At 62.6% G+C, this 21,939-nt stretch carries 22 protein-coding genes; 13 read left to right on the top strand and 9 right to left on the bottom strand.

What is annotated here, in order from left to right:
• Positions 1–51: 51 nt before the first annotated feature.
• The 3 genes from AC3WOG_RS10780 to AC3WOG_RS10770 all read left to right on the top strand — a co-directional run bounded on the left by AC3WOG_RS10780 (position 52) and on the right by AC3WOG_RS10770 (position 3,495).
• Positions 52–771 carry a carboxymuconolactone decarboxylase family protein gene (locus tag AC3WOG_RS10780; RefSeq protein ID WP_492577974.1) on the top strand — a complete coding sequence of 240 codons (720 nt, stop codon included), beginning with the start codon at positions 52–54 and terminating at the stop codon, positions 769–771.
• A 289-nt stretch (positions 772–1,060) separates the two neighbouring features.
• The gene (locus AC3WOG_RS10775) at positions 1,061–1,987 is read left to right on the top strand and encodes a LysR family transcriptional regulator (protein ID WP_492577973.1); all 927 of its coding nucleotides are present in this window, start codon (positions 1,061–1,063) and stop codon (positions 1,985–1,987) included.
• A gap of 254 nt (positions 1,988–2,241) precedes the next feature.
• Entirely contained in the window at positions 2,242–3,495 is a 1,254-nt protein-coding gene (locus AC3WOG_RS10770; RefSeq protein WP_492577972.1) for an MFS transporter, read from the top strand.
• Between the two features lie 11 nt (positions 3,496–3,506).
• On the opposite strand, the gene AC3WOG_RS10765 is transcribed toward AC3WOG_RS10770, so the two are convergent.
• On the bottom strand, positions 3,507–4,418 hold the full coding sequence (locus AC3WOG_RS10765; protein WP_492577970.1) for a LysR family transcriptional regulator: 912 nt from the start codon (positions 4,416–4,418) through the stop codon (positions 3,507–3,509).
• A 110-nt stretch (positions 4,419–4,528) separates the two neighbouring features.
• Here AC3WOG_RS10765 and AC3WOG_RS10760 point away from each other — a divergent pair, with 110 nt between their 5' ends.
• A complete protein-coding gene (locus tag AC3WOG_RS10760; RefSeq protein ID WP_492577969.1) occupies positions 4,529–5,629 on the top strand; it encodes an NAD(P)H-dependent flavin oxidoreductase in 1,101 nt (366 codons plus the stop codon).
• 324 nt (positions 5,630–5,953) lie between these two features.
• On the opposite strand, the gene AC3WOG_RS10755 is transcribed toward AC3WOG_RS10760, so the two are convergent.
• The 3 genes from AC3WOG_RS10755 to AC3WOG_RS10745 all read right to left on the bottom strand — a co-directional run bounded on the left by AC3WOG_RS10755 (position 5,954) and on the right by AC3WOG_RS10745 (position 7,297).
• Positions 5,954–6,118: a hypothetical protein gene (locus AC3WOG_RS10755; RefSeq protein WP_410832036.1), complete on the bottom strand. Its 165-nt coding sequence runs from the start codon at positions 6,116–6,118 to the stop codon at positions 5,954–5,956.
• A 171-nt stretch (positions 6,119–6,289) separates the two neighbouring features.
• A complete protein-coding gene (locus tag AC3WOG_RS10750; RefSeq protein WP_492577968.1) occupies positions 6,290–6,526 on the bottom strand; it encodes a tautomerase family protein in 237 nt (78 codons plus the stop codon).
• Positions 6,527–6,586: 60 nt separating this feature from the next.
• Positions 6,587–7,297 (bottom strand): SDR family NAD(P)-dependent oxidoreductase, encoded by a 711-nt coding sequence (locus AC3WOG_RS10745; protein WP_492577967.1) that lies wholly within the window; start codon positions 7,295–7,297, stop codon positions 6,587–6,589.
• 426 nt (positions 7,298–7,723) lie between these two features.
• Here AC3WOG_RS10745 and AC3WOG_RS10740 point away from each other — a divergent pair, with 426 nt between their 5' ends.
• Both AC3WOG_RS10740 and AC3WOG_RS10735 read left to right on the top strand, forming a co-directional pair.
• Positions 7,724–8,038 (top strand): DUF4148 domain-containing protein, encoded by a 315-nt coding sequence (locus tag AC3WOG_RS10740; RefSeq protein ID WP_492577966.1) that lies wholly within the window; start codon positions 7,724–7,726, stop codon positions 8,036–8,038.
• A gap of 207 nt (positions 8,039–8,245) precedes the next feature.
• Positions 8,246–8,707: a MarR family winged helix-turn-helix transcriptional regulator gene (locus AC3WOG_RS10735; RefSeq protein ID WP_492577965.1), complete on the top strand. Its 462-nt coding sequence runs from the start codon at positions 8,246–8,248 to the stop codon at positions 8,705–8,707.
• Positions 8,708–8,860: 153 nt separating this feature from the next.
• Here the strand turns inward: AC3WOG_RS10735 and AC3WOG_RS10730 are convergent, their stop codons facing one another.
• Both AC3WOG_RS10730 and AC3WOG_RS10725 read right to left on the bottom strand, forming a co-directional pair.
• Positions 8,861–9,394 carry a thioredoxin family protein gene (locus tag AC3WOG_RS10730; RefSeq protein ID WP_492577964.1) on the bottom strand — a complete coding sequence of 178 codons (534 nt, stop codon included), beginning with the start codon at positions 9,392–9,394 and terminating at the stop codon, positions 8,861–8,863.
• A gap of 1 nt (position 9,395) precedes the next feature.
• A complete protein-coding gene (locus AC3WOG_RS10725) occupies positions 9,396–10,109 on the bottom strand; it encodes a cytochrome c biogenesis CcdA family protein (RefSeq protein ID WP_492579773.1) in 714 nt (237 codons plus the stop codon).
• Between the two features lie 178 nt (positions 10,110–10,287).
• On the opposite strand from AC3WOG_RS10725, the gene AC3WOG_RS10720 reads away from it, so the two are divergent.
• The 4 genes from AC3WOG_RS10720 to AC3WOG_RS10705 are packed head-to-tail and all read left to right on the top strand — an operon-like array spanning position 10,288 to position 12,857.
• On the top strand, positions 10,288–10,659 hold the full coding sequence (locus tag AC3WOG_RS10720) for a GFA family protein (protein WP_492577963.1): 372 nt from the start codon (positions 10,288–10,290) through the stop codon (positions 10,657–10,659).
• On the top strand, positions 10,656–10,778 hold the full coding sequence (locus AC3WOG_RS10715; protein ID WP_492577962.1) for a hypothetical protein: 123 nt from the start codon (positions 10,656–10,658) through the stop codon (positions 10,776–10,778). Before AC3WOG_RS10720 ends, AC3WOG_RS10715 begins: the two co-directional genes overlap by 4 nt.
• Before the next feature lie 4 nt (positions 10,779–10,782).
• On the top strand, positions 10,783–11,526 hold the full coding sequence (locus tag AC3WOG_RS10710; RefSeq protein ID WP_492577961.1) for a response regulator: 744 nt from the start codon (positions 10,783–10,785) through the stop codon (positions 11,524–11,526).
• Entirely contained in the window at positions 11,523–12,857 is a 1,335-nt protein-coding gene (locus AC3WOG_RS10705; RefSeq protein ID WP_492577960.1) for a sensor histidine kinase, read from the top strand. The genes AC3WOG_RS10710 and AC3WOG_RS10705 overlap by 4 nt, the downstream gene beginning before the upstream one ends.
• Here AC3WOG_RS10705 and AC3WOG_RS10700 read toward each other — a convergent pair.
• The 3 genes from AC3WOG_RS10700 to AC3WOG_RS10690 form a co-directional block, all read right to left on the bottom strand.
• A complete protein-coding gene (locus AC3WOG_RS10700; RefSeq protein ID WP_492577958.1) occupies positions 12,854–13,051 on the bottom strand; it encodes a hypothetical protein in 198 nt (65 codons plus the stop codon). The genes AC3WOG_RS10705 and AC3WOG_RS10700 overlap by 4 nt on opposite strands.
• Before the next feature lie 287 nt (positions 13,052–13,338).
• Complete coding sequence (locus tag AC3WOG_RS10695) at positions 13,339–14,922, bottom strand: sensor domain-containing diguanylate cyclase (protein WP_492577957.1); 1,584 nt, start codon at positions 14,920–14,922, stop codon at positions 13,339–13,341.
• A 29-nt stretch (positions 14,923–14,951) separates the two neighbouring features.
• On the bottom strand, positions 14,952–16,139 hold the full coding sequence (locus AC3WOG_RS10690) for a chromate transporter (RefSeq protein WP_492579772.1): 1,188 nt from the start codon (positions 16,137–16,139) through the stop codon (positions 14,952–14,954).
• A 1,546-nt stretch (positions 16,140–17,685) separates the two neighbouring features.
• On the opposite strand from AC3WOG_RS10690, the gene AC3WOG_RS10685 reads away from it, so the two are divergent.
• From AC3WOG_RS10685 to pxpA, 3 genes are all read left to right on the top strand, one after another.
• On the top strand, positions 17,686–19,413 hold the full coding sequence (locus tag AC3WOG_RS10685) for a methyl-accepting chemotaxis protein (RefSeq protein WP_492577956.1): 1,728 nt from the start codon (positions 17,686–17,688) through the stop codon (positions 19,411–19,413).
• Between the two features lie 209 nt (positions 19,414–19,622).
• The gene (locus AC3WOG_RS10680; protein WP_492577955.1) at positions 19,623–21,002 is read left to right on the top strand and encodes a sigma-54 dependent transcriptional regulator; all 1,380 of its coding nucleotides are present in this window, start codon (positions 19,623–19,625) and stop codon (positions 21,000–21,002) included.
• 145 nt (positions 21,003–21,147) lie between these two features.
• Positions 21,148–21,936: a 5-oxoprolinase subunit PxpA gene (gene pxpA, locus AC3WOG_RS10675; RefSeq protein ID WP_492577954.1), complete on the top strand. Its 789-nt coding sequence runs from the start codon at positions 21,148–21,150 to the stop codon at positions 21,934–21,936.
• Positions 21,937–21,939 lie beyond the last annotated feature (3 nt).

Below are 21,939 nucleotides of genomic sequence, written 5' to 3'. Positions count from 1 at the left end.
GCGCTTTGCCTGGTCCTTTCTGCCTGTTCGCAAATGGAAAGGACAACAAACATGGCAAATCCGGATTCTCTTCCCGTGGCATCCACGCTTGAGGATATGCGTACGGTCTCACCTGCACTTGAACGATACTCGACAGGTGTTCTCCTGGGCGACGTTTGGAAGCGTCCTCAACTGTCCGCGCGAGACCGCAGCATCGTGACGCTCTCGGTCCTGATTGCGCGCAATCAGACGGTCGAGATGCCGTATTACCTGAAGCTGGCACTCGACAGTGGCCTCAAGCCTAGTGAGATTTCGGAGATCATGACGCATCTTGCGTTTTACTCCGGCTGGGGTAATGCCGCATCGGCTGTCGTAGCCGCGAAAGCGGTGTTCGAGAAGCGCGGAATCAAGCCTGATCAGCTTCCGTCCGCCTCGGGCGCGCTTCTTCCTGTCGACGAGGTTGCGGAGGCTCAACGCGCGGCCGCTGTCGAGCAAAACTTCGGCGCCGTGGCGCCGGGCGTCGTGCACTACACCACGGAAGTGCTCTTCCACGATCTCTGGCTGCGCCCGGGTCTCGCGCCCCGGGATCGAAGCCTGGTCACGGTCGGCGCGCTCGTCGCCACGGGGCAGGTCGCGCAATTGACCTATCACCTGAACAGGGCGATGGACAACGGCCTGACGAAGACGCAAGCCTCTGAAGCGATGACGCAGTTGGCCTTCTACGCCGGTTGGCCAAACGTCTTTTCCGCGCTGCCGGTCGTTAAGGATGTGCTGGAGAAGCGTCCCAATTAGCGAGCGCATGACGCGGCCCGATCGCCGCTATGGTGGCAACCTAACCACGTCGAAGATCAACCCCGGCACGGTCCTTTCCTCGACCATTGCATTCGACGTGGTTTCCTGGGCATTGATTGATCGTGCCTGGAGTCGACGGGCACTCAAGGCGCTCTCAAGCGGTACGTGGCGTGCGCGGAGGCTCGCAGTCCAGACCGGCTGTTCACGTTCCGCTTCAACGGCGCCGTGCGCCGGTCCGTCGCGCGGTAGACTTCCGGGAACAATCTCGCTACCGGCTATTTGAGGCGATATGGACCGAATCGACGCAATGAAAGTGTTCGTTGCAACGCTGGACGAAGGCAGTCTGGCTGGCGCGGGGCGCCGGCTTGGCCGCTCACCCGCGGCCGTGAGCCGGGCGATCGCCTTCCTCGAAGAGCATACCGGTACGGCCTTGCTCCATCGCACGACAAGGACCATCAAGCTGAGCGAAGCGGGCGAACGCTACGCGTCTGCCTGCCGACGCATCCTGACCGACCTCGAAGAAGCCGATATGCTGGTCGCGCATGAGCGCTCGGCGCCGCGCGGTCTGCTGACGATAACGGCACCGGTTGCCGCCGGCGAGGATCTGCTGCGGCCGATACTCGATGAGTTTGTCGAGCGCTTTCCAGCCGTCTCGGTACGCCTGCAACTGCTCGACCGGCCAGTCAGCCTGATCGATGAGGGAATCGACGTGGCGCTGCGCATTGCCCACCTGGCGGATTCGACGCTGATCGCGATACCTGTGGGAGAAGTTCGACGTGTCGTTGCCGCTTCCCCCCAATACCTGGCCAAACATCCCCGCATCGACGAGCCGGCCGATCTCGCTCACCATCCAATCATTTCGATGACGCATTTCGGGCTGGACTCATGGACCTTCCCGACATCGAGCGGCTCACCGATTCCTCAGGTCGTGCAGTTCACGCCGCGTTTCATCGTCAACACGATCCGGGCGGCTGTCGCCTCGACGGTTGCCGGCCACGGCGTCACGCGAATGTTCTCCTATCACATCGCCGATGAGGTGAAGGAAGGATCGCTGAAGATCGTCCTGCGCGATAGCGAGCAGGCGCCGCTGCCGGTCCATCTGCTGACGCCGCATGGACGCCTTTCGGTTCCGAAGGTGCGCGCCTTTGTGGATTTCGCCGCGCCCCGTCTGCGCCGGCACTTCAAGCAACTAGCGCTCGTTACCGATGCCGATTGAATCGCACAGCGGAAGAATGTCTTCCAGGCGGCGGCGATTCTCCCTCAGATCGATTCAATCTAGACTGGGTCCATCAAAGACGAGGTACCGACAGGTACACAGTCCAGTGGAGGCAGTATGCGATCCGCAGTCTTGAGTGAATCAGAACGGTCGACGTTCAATGTCTGGCGCGGCCCCCTTGCCGGCGCCTGCGCAAGCCTCGTAGAAATCGGGCTCGCGCTGGCTGTCGATCTGTTTGCTGCGTCGAGGACGAAATGAATCAAACCGCTCACTCTCCATTCCCGTCGGCGCTCCAGCCGGCACTGCCCGGTTATGCAGAACGCAACGAGAACTACTGGCGACGCAATCTGGCTGTCTGCGTGTTCGGTTCGTTCACCACGCTGGTCAGCCTGAGCATGCTGTTGCCGTTCCTGCCGCTCTACGTCCGCCAACTCGGTGTCGAATCCCAGTCGGCGGTCATCGAATGGTCGGGGGTCGCGTTCGGCGCGACGTTTCTCGGGACGGCCGTCACCGCGCCGCTCTGGGGACGTCTTGCCGATCGCTACGGTCGCAAGCCCATGCTCGTTCGGGCAGCGGTGGGCATGGCCGTGGTGATGTCGTTGATCGGCGTCGCCCATACGGTTCATCAACTGGTTGCGCTGCGCTTGATCGCTGGGCTGGTGGGTGGCTACGCGTCTGCCTCCACCGTCATGGTCGGTACTCAGGTGCCCCGCGACCGGGCCGGCTGGGCGTTGGGGATCCTCTCGACCGGCGCTCTCGCGGGCAATCTGATTGGGCCGTTGGTCGGCGGCCTGTTGCCGGGGTGGGTCGGGATTCGCGGCACCTTCTTCGCCGGCGGAGCGATGATCGCAGTGGCGGCCCTGCTCACGATCTTCGTCGTGAAGGAGGATTTCCATCCGGCCGACGCCAGCGATCGTGCAGCCAACGGGACCGCAGCGGCGGCTCGTCGCACGAATTATGCAGTCGTTGCGGCGCTGCTCGCGACGGCGATGATGGTGCTGCTCGCGAATATGTCGATCGAGCCGATCATCACCGTCTATATCGGGAGCATGGGCGTTCGAGCCGATCACGTGACGCGCATTGCGGGCGTGGTGATGGCGTGTTCCGCGTTAGGCAGCATGTTGACGGCGGCCCGGCTTGGAGCGCTGGCCGACCGCATCGGTAGCTGGAACGTCATCATCGGCTGTCTGGTGCTGACGGGTCTCGCGATGATTCCGCAGGCCTTCGTCGCTCAATGGTGGCAGCTGGGCGGATTGCGGATGCTGATGGGCATGACGCTCGCGGGGCTTCTCCCTGCCATCTCCAAGCTGGCCAGACATTCTGTAGATGAAAGCAGGACTGGCCAAATGCTCGGCTATCTGCAATCCGCCCAGTTCAGCGGTCAGGTCATCGGTCCTGTGATTGGTGGCCAGATCGGTGTGTATCTTGGACTGCACTCGGTGTTTTTCGTCACGGGCACCTTGCTGATCGCCTGCGCGGGCCTCGCCCAATGGGCGCGGATGCGCTAACCGGCGACGCGCTACGCTCTCAGTCTTTCCACCAGGAAGTCGACAAAGCTGCGTACGCGCGACGACAGATGACGGCCATGCGGATAGAGCAGCACGAAGGGTCGTGAACAACCGCCATACGGCGTGAGCAGCTCCTTGAGCGTGCCTTGTGCAAGGTCTTTCTCGACGACGAACCGATAGGTCTGGAAAATGCCGGCGCCATGGCGCGCCAGCGTCACCCCGGCTAGCACGTCGCCCGATGAACCGTAAGCGCCACGCGTGACGATCTCGACCGGCTCGCCATCACGCTTGAACAGCCAGGGGATGTTGCGGCCGCTACTCGGCAACTCGTACTGGATGCAGTCGTGATGGACCAGATCCTCCGGCGTTTTGAGTTTTGCGGCTTTGCGCAGATACGAGGGCGACGCCACCACTACCAGCTCCGCATCTTCGAGCGTGCGCGCGATCAGACCGGAGTCCTGCGGCGCACGACCCCGAATCGCGAGGTCGAAGCCTTCGTCCGCAAAGTCGACGTTGCGGTTGCTCAGATGCGCGTCGACAGTGACAGCGGGGTAACGTTCGCGGAAGTCTGCAAGCAGCGGTAGAACGCGGTAGTGACCATACGGCGTAGGCATGCTGATCCGCAGCACGCCAGCCGGCGTCGTCTGCTGGCCGGTCGCTTCGCGCTCTGCATCGGCAAGCTGAGTCAGCGCCAGCCGGCATTGTTCGAAGTATCGCCTGCCTTCGTCCGTCAGCCTGATCTGTCGGGTTGTCCGAACAAACAGCCGGATACCGAGGCGTTTCTCGAGACGCGCGACCGCACGGCTGACGGCGGCAGGCGTGACGCTTGCGGCAGTTGCGGCGACAGTGAAGCTTTCCGAGTCGGCCGCGAGACAGAACAGCTCGATACTGCCTAGAACGAGATCTTCAAATTGACGCTGCATAGCGGTCAAATCCTTTCCATGGAGTAGCGACTGTTTTGCTTGTCCGTCGGTTGACCGGTCACGCTCTCGAGACGAACATTGCCACAAACCTTATTTGGAGGGGAATAGATATGACGAACGAGACAGACAATCAAACGTTGCTGCGTTTGCTGGGCATCGAAAAGCCGATCATTCAGGCGCCCATGGCCGGCGTCAGTACGCCCGCACTGGCTGCCGCCGTATCCAATGCGGGTGGTCTGGGTTCATTGGGCGTTGGAGCGATGAATGCTGAAGGCGCGTGTAAGGTCATCAAGGAAACACGCGCGCTGACCGGGAAGCCCTTCAACATCAACGTTTTCTGTCATCGACCGGCGGCGGCAGACGAAGCGCTCGAGCGGCAATGGCTGAACTGGCTTGGACCGCAGTTCGAAAAATACGGGGCTACGCCGCCTGCGTCGTTGTCGGAGATCTACACCAGCTTTGTGGCGGACCCGGCGATGCTCGAGGTTTTCCTCGACGAGAAGCCGGCGATCGTCAGCTTTCATTTCGGCTTGCCGCCTGCCGAAGTTATCGCTGATCTGAAGAAGGCTGGAATCAGGTTGCTGGCCTCTGCAACCAATCTGAACGAAGCTGCGCAGGTCGCGGCGGCGGGTGTCGACGCGATCGTTGCGCAAGGTATCGAGGCCGGCGGACATCGCGGTGTGTTCGACCCGGACGCTCCCGACGATCGCCTGGGCACGTTCGCCTTGACGCGCCTGCTCGTGAAGGAATTCGATCTGCCGGTGATCGCTTCCGGCGGCATCATGGACGGCGCCGGGATCGCTGCGGCACTGGCGCTCGGCGCCCAGGCTGCTCAGCTCGGCACGGCCTTTGTCGCCTGCCCGGAAACATCGATCGACGAAGGTTACCGCCGTGCGATTCTTGGGGATTCTGCTCGGCACACCACGTTTACTGCGGCAATCTCGGGACGGATTGCGAGAAGCATGGTGAACAGGTTCACGGAACTCGGCGGCGACGTGACGGCACCGAAGCCGCCCGCTTATCCGATTGCATACGATGCCGGAAAAGCGCTTCACGCCGCAGCCAAAGCCAAGGGGGAATTTGGCTACGGCGCGCAGTGGGCAGGGCAGGCTGCTGCTCTCGCGAGGTCGTTGCCTGCGGCTGACCTGTTAGTCGAGCTGGAGAACGAGATGAAGGAGCGCATCGGGCAACTGCAGCAGTTTGGCGGCTGAGGACTTGCTTGCGCGCGTGTGTTTGGGGCGGCGGCGGAGCGCCCGGGCCATGAATGCCGGCTTCAGCCCGACAAATCTGACGGAGGAAACGGACTGTGCGAGTCCATCCAGTCATACGAATCGGTGCTGTGCGCCCACGCCCAGTTAGGGGCTGGCGCTCGCTTGCTGTCGTGCGCCTGCGAGGTCCGGTTCGACGGCCAACGCGCGTCGCCTTCAATACTCACACGGCCTTTGTCACTGTTTCCGTGGAAGCTCAAGGATTCGTACTTCATTGCGTATTCCTTTGTGTGGTGAATTGCAACGAACTGGCTACCGGGTAGGGCATCAGTCCTGGTGCAGTGACTCGCATTCCAACGACGCCGCAACCAGCTCTGCAAAAGACTCCAACGCTTTAACCGAGCCGTACACCGTCTGGTATTCCTGACGTCCGATTTTTGCGTCGAGAACAATCGTCATACCTGCTTTTCGAGCCATATCGAGGATGTCCATCTGATGCTCCACGCCGAAGAACTGTGTGACTGACCGGGCGCGTTGAAGTCAGCGGCCCTTGATTCCCAGTCTAAGCATTCTGCGGTGGACATCAATGAGGCGCGCCGGAATTCACAGTTCGCGGTTCGGCAACAATCAATCCCGCGCTTCGCGCCGGCACCGCCTCAGTGATCAGCCCGGTTTGAGTCCGCGCTGCTTGCGATACTCGAGTGCCGGCAGTCCGCCCCAGCCCCAGTTTTCCGTTTCGACTTCCTGGATGACGACAAAGGTGGCTTCGAGGGGCTTGTTCAGCACGTCGAGCAGCAGGTGACTCACGCCCTTGATCAGTTGGGCCTTTTCCTCGGCTGTGACCGACGTTGCGCCGGGGCTGGTGCCCTCGCGGGTCACCTGAATCGTGACGATAGGCATGTCGCTCTCCTTGATCGTGATCGATGAAAAGGAGCGCCGGCCAGCGGCGCTCGAAGGTGCTTAGTGGCCAGCGCTCTGGCCGCCGTCGACGTGAAGGATCTCGCCTGTCACGAAGGGCGCCGAGTCCAGATACAGCACGGCGTTCACGATATCGCTCATCTCGCCCATGTGACCGACCGGATGGAGCGCGCCGAGCGCCTCGTGCGTTTCCGGCGCGTGCATCGGCGACTTGATGATGCCGGGCGCAACCGCGTTCGCGCGGATGCCGCGCCTGGCGTATTCGATCGCGAGGGATTTCGTGGCTGCGTTCAGACCGCCCTTGGTCAGCGAGGCCAGGACCGAAGGCACGCCGTCGATCGCGTGGTCGGCCAGGCTGGTCGTGATGCTGACCACGTGGCCGCTCGACTGCTTCTCCATTTCAGCAATTGCGAGCTGCGTGATGTGGAAGAAACCGGCGAGGTTCACGGCCGTCACTGCTGCATAGTCTTCAGCCGTGTAGCTCGTAAAAGGCCTGGCGACGAAAATGCCGGCGTTGTTGATCAGCGTGTCGATGCGGCCGAAGCGTGCCACGCCTTCGGAGATCACGCGGCGGGCGGTGGACGGGTCGGCGATATCGCCCGCCACCGCGAGAATGTGGGGGTCTTCTGACGGCTTGATGGTTCGTGCCGTTGCGACAACGCGGTGACCGCGTTCGCGGAAGGCCTTGACCAGCTCCGCGCCGATGCCTTGCGATGCGCCAGTAACGACAACGACTTTTTGCGACGTGCTCATGGTGAACCTCCAGATGAATTGATTCGGCTTCCTTGCCGTTTGGAGCGGTGCGCCGATGGAGGTCAATCTAAACGCATTGATGCCGGGTTCGAATACCCGGCATGGACAAACAGTAATGCGTGGTGAGAACAAATCAGGCGCGCGCTCGGTGCGATAGTGGGTGGGCGCTGCTGGACCGGCGCGAGAGCGTCAGCCTCGATACGTGACGATCCGATTCTTTGTGTCGCAATGTATCCGCGAGGCGTGTGGATACACAGCGGTGCACCTGCGGCTCTTTCCAGACACAAGCCAGATACGTCCAGTGGGTCTAATGCATCAACGCCAGACATTTTGTTAGCTGTGCGTTTATCAGCTTCATTTGCCGGCTTCAACCACTGGAACGCAAGCACGCGTTTGCGCCCAACTCACGCTCTGAAGGTAGAAACCATGAAACTCGTTCAATCGCTCATCCTTGCCGCTATCGTTGCTGCGCCCGCCGTCTCGTTCGCCCAGTCGAACGAGCCGCTTACCCGTGCCGACGTGCGCGCGCAGCTGGTTCAACTGGAACGGGCCGGCTACAACCCGGCCAGCGATAACGCGCAATATCCGAAGAACATCGAAGCGGCCCAGGCGCGGGTCAATGCTGAAAACAGCCAGGCGGCGACGTCGTACGGTGCGGCGACCAGCGGCACTTCGGCTTCGGGTTCACGCGCAACGGAGTCGGCAGTCGTCGGGCTCGGCCCGATTTACGCGCACCCCTGATCGGCGCGGGTGTGCGCCTCGACGTGCCGTGCCTCCGCGCGGGTTCGCGTCGACGCAGCTGTTGGGACCTTCTCCATCGAGGCTCGCGCCTCGATGGATTTTTCTCGTTGCGGAAACCGCGCGAATGTCTCGCACTTCCGATTAAATCGCGTCCGATGTATAATGCGTTATTCACGAGACATCCGTCTTGTGCGGACGAGGACGCCGATGAAAGCTACCATCAAGGAAGACCCCACGAACCCGAAACTGGCCGACTTTCTGTGCTTTGCCGTCTATTCGGCGAATCTGGCTTTCGGCAAGGCGTACAAGCCGATTCTCGAGGAGCTTGGGCTTACCTATACGCAATACATCACGATCATTGCGCTATGGGAGGAAGACGATCAGACCGTCAGCAGCCTGGGCGAGAAGCTGTTTCTCGAGTCGAACACGCTCACGCCGATCCTCAAGAAGCTCGAAGCGATGGGTTATCTGCAACGGCAACGCGACCCTGCCGACGAGCGTCAGGTGCGGGTCAGCTTGACGAAAAGCGGCCGGCGGCTGCGTGAGAAAGCGTTGGACATGAACCTGTTTGAAGCCTGCGGGCTGACATCCGATGAGTTCGCTAAAGTGCAGAAGGCGATCGTCACGCTTCGCAACAATCTCGTCAGGGCCGTGCACGAGCAGGAATGATTGTCTGTGCACGAGCCGCGCGGGCCGGCATTGTCTGAAGACAATGCCGGCCGCGTTGCTCCGAAATCGCACGAATAAACGTCGAGCGTCCACGCGTGCGGCGAACGTCGAACGGATAGCCGAACGGTTTGATACCCTGTCCGGCCGCAGATGTCATTCCTTCTGCGCGAGCAGCTTCTGGATTGCCGCTTCGGTCTGTGTGTAATCGCCTTCGCCGAAGTGGCTGTAGACCACCTGTCCTTTCTTGTCGATCAGATAGAACGCCGGCCAGTACTGGTTCGTGTAGGCGTTCCACGTCGCGTACTGATTGTCCTGCGCCACCGGAAAACGTATGTCGAAACGCTTGATGGCAGTCCTGACGTTGTCGGTGTTGCGTTCGAACGGGTACTCCGGCGTGTGCACGCCGACCACCGCTAGACCTTGGTCCTTGTATTTCTGATACCAGCTTTTGACGTAGGGCAGGGTATGAATGCAGTTGATACACGTGTAGGTCCAAAAATCGACCAGTACCACTTTGCCCCGCAATTGCTGCATGGTCAGCGGGTCGCTGTTGAGCCACTTCTCGATGCCGGTGAATTCCGGAGCGATATTGCTGCCGCCCGGCGTACCGGCGATTGCGGCACTGCTCGTGGCCGCGATGGCGAGAAACATTGCTGAGGCAGCGAGGGGCTTGATTCGCGAGAGCATGTCAAAGTCCTTTCAGGGAAGGGAAGAAAGTGGAAATCCAGGCGTAGGCGAGGACGTCGTACTGCAGGTAAATCGCAAGCGCGGTCAGCATCACCAGTACGCCGAACAGTTGCTGCAGACGTTGCGCGTGGCGCGCCACCAGCCGGATGTGACGAGTCATGTACTGTCCGCCGTAGATGATGGCGAGCATCGGAATGGCCGCGCCGACGGCATATAACGTCAACAGCAGGGCGGACCATTTGAGATCCTGCGCCTTGACCACAAGGACCAGGATCGATGCGAGCACCGGCCCCGCGCAGGGCGTCCATACCGCGCCCAGCGACATGCCGAGCACGAAGCCACCCGCATTACCGCCAGGGGGGTGAATGCCGGTTGCGTTGACCAGCTTTTCGTACACGGGCTGCATGATGCGCGACACCAGCCACTCGTAGGGACGAGACCACAGGCGCAGCAGGCCAAACAGTGCCAACAACGCGAGGGCGGTGTCGCGTAGCGCCTGCTGCGCCACGTGAACCGCGCCGGAGACGGCGCCCAGCATCATCGCGAAGGACGCGAACGTGAGGATGAAGCCGGCCATGATGAAAAGAGGCCGCGTACGGTCGGGACGGTCGACGGAGGTGCCGAGCAGAATCGGCATCACCGGCAGGATGCAGGGCGAAGCAATGGTGAGCAGCCCGGCCAGCAACGAGAGCAGCGTTTCGAGGAGGTTGTGCACGATAGGCGTTCCTGTGATTGGCATGGCTGCATTGGAACGTCCGGACGTATCCGGCTTGTGTCCGTCATGCCGGGTGTGTGCAATGTTTTGTATCTGCACAGCGTTCAGATACATTGCGACACAAACCGACGCAGGCGTTGCGCTATAAAGCGGACGTCACCTCAACGCGGAGAGCCATATGAGCGCCGATGCATTGCATGGGTCCTGTCACTGCGGGGCCGTCAAATTCGAAGTCCGCACCGCCGTTGTCCCCGCGACGCGTTGCAATTGCAGTCTTTGCCGCCGTAAGGGCGCATCGATGAGTCCCACGTTCGCCGCACACGAACTGAAGATTCTGAGTGGCGAAGGCGCGCTCACGCTGTATCAGTTCAATACCCGCGTGGCAAAACACTACTTCTGCAAACATTGCGGGATCTATCCGTTCCATCAGACACGCAAGGACCCGAAGCTGTGGCGTGTCAATATCGGTTGCCTGGAAGGTGTCGATCCTTATGCGCTCGAAGCGACCCTGGCCGACGGCGCGAGTCTCTCTGTCGTGGAAGACGCATGAAACGTCTGCTGGCAATTGTCGCGTTCCTCGCGGGCGGGCTTGCGGCGGAAATTGCGCATCCGGTGTACTGTTCGCTCATATCGGCGAGCCGCGTGCAGGCGAAGCGCCGCAAGGAATGAACCCATGTCCGAAAAGACCGACCACATCCTGATCGTGGACGACGACCGCGGCATCCGCGAGCTGGTTGCCGCCTACCTGGAGAAAAACGGGATGCGCGTCTCGCTGGCTGCCAACGGCCGCGAGATGCGCAACGCTCTCGAGTACGGGGTGCCCGATCTGATCGTGCTGGACCTGATGCTCCCGGGCGAGGACGGACTCGTGCTCTGCCGCGAGCTGCGCGCAGGCAAATTCCGCTCGGTGCCGGTGTTGATGCTGACCGCGCGCAGCGAGGAGGCGGACCGCATCGTCGGCCTGGAAATGGGCGCCGACGATTACCTCGCCAAGCCCTTTGCGGTGCGTGAACTGTTCGCGCGCATTCGGGCCGTGCTGCGCCGCGCGCGCATGCTGCCGCCCGGCATGCAGGTCGCGGAGGCGGCTCATATGCTGGCTTTCGGGGACTGGCGGCTCGATACCACGGCGCGCCATCTGCTCGATACGGACGGCACGATGGTCGCGCTAAGCGGGGCAGAGTACCGTCTGCTGCGCGTATTCCTCGACCATCCGCAGCGGGTATTGACGCGGGATCAACTGCTCAATCTGACCCAGGGCCGGCAAGCCGACGCGTTCGACCGCTCGATCGACTTGCTGGTCAGCCGGCTGCGTCAGCGGCTGCAGGACGTTGCACGAGAGCCGCGTTACATCAAGACGCTGCGCAACGAAGGCTATGTGTTCTCGGCGGCGGTGACCGCCATCGAGGCGCCGCAATGAAGCTGCTTCGGGGATGGCACTGGCCCCGCACGCTGTTCGCGCGCCTCGCGCTGATACTCTGCATCGGCCTGGCGCTCGCGCAGACGCTGTCGTTCTGGCTCACGATGACCGAACGCGATCAGGCCACCACGAACATGATGATGGGTTACATCGAACGCGAGGTGGGCAGCTCGGTGGCGCTGCTCGATCATCTGCCCGCCGGCGAGCGCGCCGAATGGCTGCCGCGGCTCGCACGGCGCAGCTGCCGGTTCATCCTTGGGCCCGGCATTGCCGGCACCCCGGTCGATGCGCAGCTCTCCGAGCGCGTCGCGCAATCGATCGCGGATGGCGTCGGCAAAGCGTATCCCGTGACGGCGAACACCATTCCCGGCGAACCGGAGCATCTGCAGGCGCATTTGAAACTAAGCGACGGCATGCCGTTGACCATCGACATTCACCCGATGTCCGGTGTGCCGTTGTCGGGTTGGCTACCGCTCGTGCTCGCGTTGCAGTTAGCGGTGCTCGCCACGTGCTGCTGGCTCGCGGTGCGGCTCGCAACGCGGCCGCTGCATCAGCTCGCGCAGGCGGCGGATACGCTCGGGCCCGACCTGAAGGCTGCGCGCCTGCCCGAAGACGGCCCGTCCGAAGTCGCGCGCGCGGCGAGGGCGTTCAACGCGATGCAGGACCGCATCGCCATGTACACGGCCGAACGCATGCAGATTCTCGCGGCCATTTCTCACGATCTGCAGACGCCGATCACGCGTATGCGGCTGCGCGTCGACGTGATGGACGACAGCGCGCAAAGCGCGAAGCTGCGCCAGGATCTGCTGGAAATGGAAGAGCTGGTGAAGGAGGGCGTCGCTTACGCGCGAACACTGCACGGCACCGCGGAGGCGCCGTGCCGTATCGATCTCGACGCGTTGCTCGATAGCCTCGTTTGCGACTATGTCGATGCCGGCAAGGACGTCGCCTTCCAGGCCCGCCTGCCGATCGCCGTGGTCACGCGGCCGCAGGCATTGCGCCGGGTCGTCGGCAACCTGATCGACAACGCGTTGAAGTTCGGCGGATCGGCAGCAATCGAAGTCGCAGGGTTGCCGGACGGCGGCGTCAGCATCGCCGTGCTCGACCATGGCCCCGGCATACCGGCGCAATCGCTCGAAGCGGTATTCGAACCGTTCTACCGGTTGGAAACGTCGCGCAATCGCCATACCGGTGGCACCGGGTTGGGGCTGGCGATCGCGCGCCAGCTGACCCAGGCGATGGACGCGACGCTATCGCTGCATAACCGCGCAGGAGGCGGCCTCGCGGCGACGCTGATACTGAAGGGTGCGCTGAAGGCGCCGGTTGCCTAACCGTCCAGGATGCCGGCGCCGTCAGCGAACATCGGCATGCCGCGCAGGATCCACTCAAGCAACTCGTGCGCGGCGGCCACCAGCGGGCGGCCCGATTTCACGAGCAATCTCGCCTTGGCGCCCGGAACAAATTGTTCAAACTGCTCACGGCTCAAATTCGTTGGAATCGCTTGCCTGTATCGCATTCCGGTCATCCGTGACACCCGCAAATCTGGACTTTAACCGATCTGCCTACGCAAACCTCCAAAGCCAATCCCCATGCGGCCGGCAGACAAATTTAGCCCCATCGGAAAACGCGCAACCAGTTGGGCGAGTGATGCGCACGACGGCCCGACGGCTGCGGACGCGTCATGCTGGTGGATGACTTGACGCAGGCGCGGACAGATGCGCAAGACACTACCGGAGAAAATCCCGTAATGGTCGCAGCTGCGGATCGTCAACTGAGTCTCAGTGCGGATCGGGCGCGAACTCGTCTCGGCAATCACGCCATACTTCCGTGGCAATCCATCAGCTCAGGCGACGGTATGGCCTTGTAACCCGCAGGCGCGAGGTCTTCAGCGGAAGGCCGGGGCGCGGGTCGATGCGTCACCTGGTTTCGCCCTCTACCCTTTGCTCCGTACAATGCGGCGTCTGCTGCGTCGACCATTGCCCTGAACTGGCGATAGTCTCCCTGTTCGGAGCTCGCGAGGCCGACGCTCACCGTCAGCACGCCGTCTGCGCTGCCGGCATGCTGTAGCGCCAGTTGCTGGACCGACGCGCGAATCCTTTCGGCGACGTGTGCGGCACCTTGCAGGTCGGTGTCGGGGAGCAGTACGGCGAATTCCTCTCCACCGTAGCGCATCGCCGCATCCCCTGGGCGTTGAAGGCTCGCGTGGATGCATCGGGCGACCGCGGACAGCGCAGCGTCACCGGCGCCATGGCCGTAGCGATCGTTAAACCCCTTGAAATGGTCGACATCGATGATGAGCACCGACAGCCGCTGCCCCTTGCGCCTTGCGCGATCCCACTCGGTTTGAGCCGTGTCGTCGAACGCGCGCCGGTTACCCAGGCCCGTCAGGCTATCGGTGCGCGCGAGCACCAGGAGGTCATCTTCGAGCGCGAGTCTGCGTTTCAGGTGCCGCGACAATGCCATCGCCATGAGTACGATGGCCGCGCCGAGGATGCTAGCCAGTGAGCCGAAAACCCGCGCGCGCTGGCGCCACTCCGCGTAGACCTCTTGCCGCGCGAGCACCACATCTACCACCAACGGCAGGCCGGTGGCGTGCCGGACCACATGCCAGGACCGGATGCCGTCGACGGACGCGGCGCCTGCGACCGTTCCCGCGGCAGACCGGCTACTCCGGGTAGTCTTCGCTTGCGGGTCCGTCCCGATGATCTTCTCGCCAAACGGGCGCTGTGCCAGCGTCGTGCCATCGGCCAGCATCAGTGCGATCGAGTTGCCCGCGCCAGGATTCACGCTGGCGAGTCGGTGCCGGAAAGCGTCAAGCCGCATGATGCCGACCACGACCCCGACAGGACTGCCATCCTGGCGCGGAATCGGGCGGCTCACTGCGATGGTGTCGATATCGCCCGACGGGTCAGACCGGTACGGGTGACTCAGGTAGAGTCCAGCATTCGCGGACTGCCGGGGCGAGCCGAAGTCGCCGCGCCCCGCGAGGTTCGCGATTTGCGCCAGACCGTTTCCAGCGTCTGCGGTGACTGCGCCCGTTGCGTCCAGAATGACAAGCCCGTCCATTCCCGTCGAGGCACCGACGCAATCGAACAACACGCGCTGACGCAGTTCGGGTGGCAACTTGCTCACAGCCGGGTCATTGAGTCTCACGATGACCGCCTGCAGGCACAGGTCGTCGGTTTCGACCAGTTGTGATGCGTCGTGCTCGGCGATAAGCGCGAGCTCGGCGGCCCGCGCAAGCGCATGTCTCGCCGCATCCTCGCGTGACTCGATGAGCATCGCCGCGCACAGCACGCAAATGGCGCACGCCAGGCCCACGCCGATCGCGAGAAGACCGCGAGGCCCGCATACCGACATGGTCGGCGCCCGCTTCATGAGAGTCCGTTGCATCATGCACCTCTTTTTATGCTGGAGAACCGGGGCTAGAGCAGGACGGATCCGCCGACGCATGCGACGAACACAATGCCGTACACCAGATAGACGGGCAGCTTCAGTTTGCCGAAGGCAAGCAGCGCAAAGCCTGCGCTCAGCAGATAGACCGGCTGAAGCGGGATGCGCATGGCGATGTGGAGCACCGCGATGGCGAGAAACGCCGTTGTCACCGCACGCAACACACGCATCCCATGTTCGAAGCGCGCGTGTGCCTTCAGGCGCCGCAGATGGCGCTGTGCCAGCACGACGAGGCAACCGGACGGCACAAACAGCGCGAGCGTTGCCACGATGGCGCCGGTCCACCCCTGAATCATGTAGCCGAGGAACGGGATGACGTTCAGGAGCGGACCGGGGGAGATGGGGGATAGCGCGAACGCGAGGTGGAAGTCGCTTTCGGTCACGCCGACAGCCGGCGTGACGAAGAGGCTCTTTAACACCGGCAGTGCGGAGAACCCACCGCCGAACAGTGTCATGCCGGCGCCGGCCAGGCGCGGCCAGAGCAGCGCTCTTTCCCACGGGCCCGGAATCTGGACCGCGAAGAGGGCGAGCATCGCCACGAGCGCCGCTACAAGCGGCCATTCTGCGCGCGACATCTTCAGTTTCAGAGGGTTGCCGCTGGCGGCGCTTTTCCACCAGCCGAGCAGGAACGCGCTGCCAAGCAGCGCGACGTAGGCCGCCGGATGGTGCGAGAGCGCAAGCACGGCGGTCGCGGCGATGGTCGCGCTGCGTTCAAGGCGGCCCTTCACGAGGGTTCGCGTCTGCTTCCACCACGTCACCCCGATCAATGCCGCAAGGACGACGCTGAAATGCGTGAGCAGCGTGGGCGACGCGACTGCGCGAATTGATGGCGACCGGTAGAAGATCGCGAAGAGTGTCATCACGATGAAGAATGGCAGCACGCTTGCCGCGCCGGCTACCCATGCGCCACACCGGCCCCGCAACGCGTTGCCGAGTTGCACGGCCACGTTGCAGCCGACTGGGCCCGGCGTCATCCACGCCAGCGCAATGAGGTCGGCATACTCCTGCCGCGAGAGCAGTCCGCGCCGCTCAACATACTGATTTTCAAGTTGCGCCATGAGCGCGAGACCGCCCCACGACACTGACGACAACCCGATTACGATCCAGAAAAGACTCCACAGAGACTCGCCGGCAGGACGAGCCGCTACCTCATCCCTCATCGCTGTCGTTGCTTCGAACGCCGGCGTCTGTTCAATGAGCCGGTTCGAGCGCAGAAGCCGAATGCTCTCGAGAATTCTTGTCATCTTGTTATCATCCTTTAAATTTGCATCACTAAATATATGCATAACGGAAGAGGCACACATGTGCGACTACGGTTGGTGCGGCATCCAACAGACCGGCCACAAAAAATGCGGTAGCCCCTGCCGGCCAGCGTGAACGACACCCCTCTGCCGCGGCGCGTCTGGACCAGCTGTGCATCCGGCTGCAGTGCTGCCGGTCGAAGCGTGCTGTTCATCGGACACTGCGGCACACCGGAAACGCCTTGACTACCGCGCGCTTCCTCTCCTATGCGACAACTGTGCCAGTACCACCTTCTGTGTGGCCGCCGGGGCGCCTGCAACGAAAGGATGAACAGCAACTGGGGAAATCCGTGCGCGGTGTATCAGACGTGAAACCTGAAAGCGGCCGCATAACACGGTTAGGCGCGTTGTGTATGTCGGAATGCTAACTAAATGTGATGTTTTAATATGCCGTCGACGTAACGGCACGGTCGGTCGTTTTAACACTGTCGAGTCATGCTCCGTCGTGTGCCACGAGCGAGGGTAAAGCCATCCGCCAGGACGATCACATGACGGAAGCGGTCGTTGTGGTTCGACGAGAAGGGCTTTGTCCGCGATGTTGCAAATTTGTATCTCGAACGCCGATGAAACGGCCTCTATCTGCGAGGCGGCTTCGCGCGCTTGCCCGATCCCCTGGCGTTTTTGCGACAAGGGCCTCGAGGGTGTGACGCGGCCCAGATCGCACACTGGAAGCCCAGGCACGCGCGAATCATGTGGTGTCGCGTTCCCCAATGGGCTCGCCTCAGTGACTTCAAGCAACGCGCGGGGGTGATGTCTCAGGCGTGAGACTCACCAGGGCGGGATGTTCCAGCGCCTTTCATTTCCCGACAGGGTAGCGTCCGCACGTGTGCATTCGGCGAGATGCGCGCAAAGCCAACCTCGCGGGTGCACGGCTGCTTCGATATGCGCGAGGCCGGTGATGCCGAATCGGAGATCGGGGAAGGAGGCGTATGTGCCGGTCATTCGACATCGGGTCTACCCGGATCTTGTGCGCGAACACTGCGTGTGGGCGTTTGTGCGGCGAATGAGAACACGTCCTGCTGCGGCACCTGATGTGGGTGGCAGTTACGTTTCCAATACCACCAACCCGTTGTCGATGTCGGCCCGAAGGTTTGACCGCTCGCCTTTTCGGGCCATCCGGAAAGCACCCGGAGAGGGTATACACGCGGTCAACGCGATTCAACGAAGGCCCGTTTTTCGCAGCCGGCGAGATTTTTCGGAATGACCCTGCTGCGTGTTTCGCCTCTTTGCGTCAACCGCCCGTCTATGGCGAATTCCACCGAAATTTCCTCATCGACGCTGCTGCCAGTAAAGGTCGTCTGCGTGCAGCCGTTATTACACACAGGCAAGTTCGCTTGGAACACGATTGCTAAAGAGTGCGTAGTTTTTTCCGGGACTGGATACAGGTCCGTCGACCTGGCCGGGTATGGCTGGCATCCGTCGTCGTGACGCCGACGGAGCAACGCCTGAAGCCAGCAGTGGCCTGATCGGCCTGCCGTCGGGGAATAAAGGTGATGCCGTGATGCTTCTTGCATACATGAAAATCGGAACCAGATTAACCGTGGGCTTCGGGCTCGTCCTGATGCTTCTGGCCGCGCTACTCGTCGTGGGGCTGACGCGCCTCGCCAGTATCGCCGACAACAACCAGCAGATCGACGAGCACTGGGTCAAGGCGGATGCGGCGCAGATCATCAATGCGCGCACGCGCTGGAACGCAAGGAACACCCTTGAACTTTTCATTGCCAGTGATCCGGCGCACACGGCCAGAATCCAGGCGTCGATCGACGCTAACAGGAAGGCGATCGATGAGGCGATGGAGACGTTGCGTCAACGCGTATCGTCGGCGCAAGGCATGGTGCTGCTGAACAAAGTGGAGGACACCCGCGCCCGCTATGTGATGTCCTTCACGCAGGTGGGAAAGCTGCTCGCGCAAGGGCGACGCGACGAGGCGACCGAGATGGTGCGCAAGGAGACGCTTCCGGCACTGGATGCCTTGCAGGACGAGGTCAGGGCGATGGTCGTGTTCCAGAGGCAGCAGATGGAGGTGGCCGGCGCTCAGGCGCGCCTTGACATTGCCTCCGCGCGCAGGCTCATCGTCGGGTTGGGGACCTTGGCAGTGATGCTCGGCCTTGGCCTCGCTTGGTGGATCACCCGCAGCATTACACGGCCATTGGGCGAAGCGGTGCAGGTCGCTCAGGCGGTGGCCTCGGGAGACCTGACCGGTGCGATTGATTTCAGGTCAAGGGACGAAACCGGCTTGCTGATGCAGGCACTCAACGACATGAAAGACAGCCTGGCCCGAACCGTGGGCAAGGTACGGGAGGCGGCTGACTCGGTGGTCACGTCAACCAGCCAGATTTCGGCCGGCAATATCGACCTGTCCCAGCGCACCGAGCAACAGGCCGCCTCGCTCGAAGAGACCGCCGCGATCATGGACGAGTTGACCGCTACCGCGAAGCAGAATGCCGGGCACGCGCGCGAGGCGGGTCAACTCGCCGGCAACACAGCGGCAATCGCGGTGTGTGGCGGCGACGTCATGAGCGAGGTCGTGCAGACCATGCGCGGTATCACCGACCGCTCGAAGCAGATCAAAGACGTCATTCGCGTGATCGATGAGATCGCCTTCCAGACCAATATCCTGGCACTAAACGCTGCAGTCGAAGCTGCGCGGGCAGGCGAACAGGGACGCGGCTTTGCCGTGGTGGCGGCCGAAGTGCGCCGGCTGGCGCAGCGCAGCGCGACCGCGGCGCGGGGCAGCAGGGAGTTGATCGAGGATTCCACACGCCAGGTGGAGCGCGGGTCCCAACTGGTGGAGCAGGCCGGCCGTACGATGGACGAGATTGTCCAGGCGGTTGGCGGCATGAGCGTCAGGATGGGTGAGATCGCGGCGGCTTCCGCCGAGCAGAGCAGCGGAGTCGAGCAGGTCAATCGCGCGGTTTCGCAGATGGACGAAGTCACACAACAGAATGCGGCACTGGTCGAGGAGGCCGCCGCTGCAGCCGGGTCGCTCGAAGATCAGACGCGGCACCTGAAGGCGGCGGTGTCGGTATTCCGACTGCCGGAAGCGATCGAGGTGAAGGACGGCATCGTGTCACACCCGCGCCGTGAGACGCTGTCGCCCGGGCAACGCACGCCGCTCGCGCTGCCCGGCTAAGCGAAGCCGGTCGCCGCGGCCGACCGGTAGGCGCGGGTTGTCGAGCGGGCCTGGGCGAGCGGTCGCGCTGAGGCGACGCACGGTGCGAGCGCCTTCCCGTCGCGTCATGGCTACCGTTATTCGAGTGAGCCAAAGAATAATCATGGGGCGCGCAGGGCGTCGCATGGCTGGACCGAACAAACAGGCAGGCAGGCAACATCGAGGGTCATATGGGCACACATGCCGATCGTTCGTTACTGTACATTTCGCGGCGTCACGACATGGCGCTCTGCGAGTTCCTGGCGGGAGAACATTGGCGCATCATCTTCGCCTCGACATCGCGGGATGTGGAGCGTCTGACGCTCCCGGGCGGGCCTCTCGCAGGTCTCTTTGACGTCCACAGTGGATATTCGGATCGGGATCTCGATCGCCTCGAGCCGTTCTTCACCTTGCCCACCGTCGGATGGGTTGCATCGACCCAGCCCGGTGAAACATTGGCGGAGAAGCGTCGTCAGTTGCTGGGACTGTATTTTCTCGACTACTTCACCCTGCCGCGCGAGCCGGCATTCATCGCGCAGTCGCTGGGCCATGCGGTCGGCATGGCGTCGCTGCGTCAGACGAGTGCGCCGGCGAGCTCGCAGGTCACGATGCTCAAAGGCATGGTGGGCAGTTGCGACGCCATGCAGGGACTCTTTCGAACGATCAGCAAGATCGCGAAATCCGATGCGCCGGTGCTGATCACGGGCGAATCCGGAACGGGCAAGGAACTGGCCGCGTTGGCGATCCACCAGGGGTCCGCGCGCGCGGCTCAACCGTTCGTGGCGGTCAATTGTGCCGCCATTCCGCCTACGCTGCTGTTGTCCGAGCTGTTCGGTTATGAGAAAGGCGCGTTTACCGGCGCGCTCCAACGCAGGACCGGCCGCGTCGAATCGGCTCACAGCGGCACGCTCTTTCTCGACGAGATCGGTGACATGCCGGTTGAGTGCCAGGCGGCGCTGCTGCGCTTCCTGCAGGAAGGCACCATAGAACGTCTGGGCGGCGCCGGGTCGATTCCGGTCGACGTGCGCATTCTGTCAGCCACGCATGTCGACCTGAACGAAGCGATTGCCGCAGGACGTTTTCGCAGTGACCTTTTTCATCGTCTCTGCGTGCTGCGCGTGGAGCAGCCCCCGTTACGCGCGCGCGGCGAGGATATCGACGTGCTGGCGAGGCACCTGCTGGGCCAGCTCAGGAAGACATCCGGTCACAGGATCAAAGGCTTCTCGCCTGCGGCGATGCGCGCGATAGCTTCGTACGACTGGCCCGGCAACGTGCGCGAACTCATCAACCGCATCCGGCGCGCAGTCGTGATGGCTGAGGGCAGCGTGATCACCCCGGATGACCTCGATCTGCTGCCATCGGGAGAAAACCCGGCATTGACGCTCGCCCAGGTGCGTGACTCGGCGATACGCCATGCGATCGAGCAGGCGCTGCAGCGCCATCACGAGCGCCTCGTCGACGTGGCAGACGAGTTGGGCGTCTCGCGGGCGACGCTATATCGATTGATGCGCGACTACAACCTGGAGATGCCGAAGGACCAGCTCCACGCGGTAGACGAGAGTGCGGCTTGACGGGAGAGGGTGGGCAGGGGACGCAATCGCGGTATCGCTCGCGCCGGGCTAAGGCTCGGAACGTCGCGCCGTTTCGCGCTTTCCTGGATTGAAGACCCGACGCGCCGGCGAATACGGTGCAGTCGACCATGTACGCAGGAGACAGATGATGCAGCAAACAATTGATTTGAACGTCGATATTGGCGAGGGATTCGAGCACGATACGGCACTGCTGGCTTTCGCCAGTTCGGTCAATATCGCGTGTGGGTGGCATGCCGGTGACGCAACGACGATGCGCCGCGTGACGGATGAAGCGCTGCAGCGCGGCGTCGCGATCGGCGCTCACCCGAGCTTTCCCGACCGCGAGCATTTCGGGCGGGTCGTCATGGATCTGCGTCCCGAAGAGATCTATGCCGGCGTGCAATATCAGGTCGGGGCGCTTGCGGCGATTGTCCATGGCCTTGGCGGCCGCCTGACTCATGTCAAACCTCATGGAGCCCTGTATAACCAGGCTGAGCGGGATCTCAACCTGGCACTGGCGGTCGTGCATGCCGTCCGGGACACCAACGCCCGCCTGGCGGTCTTTGGGCTCGCAGGTGGCCAACTGATCGACGTGGCGCGCGCCATGGGTCTGGCTGCCGTCGAAGAGGGGTTTGCCGACCGGGGATACACGGCGGATGGCAAACTCGTGCCGCGCACGGAGTCGGGGGCGCTGCTGGAAAGTGACGCCGAGGCCTGCGAGCAGGCGCTCGCCATGATCCGGGACCAGCGCGTGCGCACGCGCGACGGTACGTGGGTGCGAGTGCGTGCGCAGACCCTCTGTCTGCACGGAGACGGGGCGCACGCAGTGACGTTTGCCAGACAGATTCGTGCAGTACTGGCAGCAGCGGAAATATCGGTTCGCCCATCAACCTGCGCAACGCAAGTGATTCCGGAGGTTGAGCTGAGTGATTGAGTT

It is taken from the genome of Paraburkholderia sp. FW306-02-B (assembly GCF_058782725.1).
The sequence above is the reverse complement of the archived record's forward strand: the minus strand, read 5'-3'. Positions and strand labels throughout refer to the sequence as shown.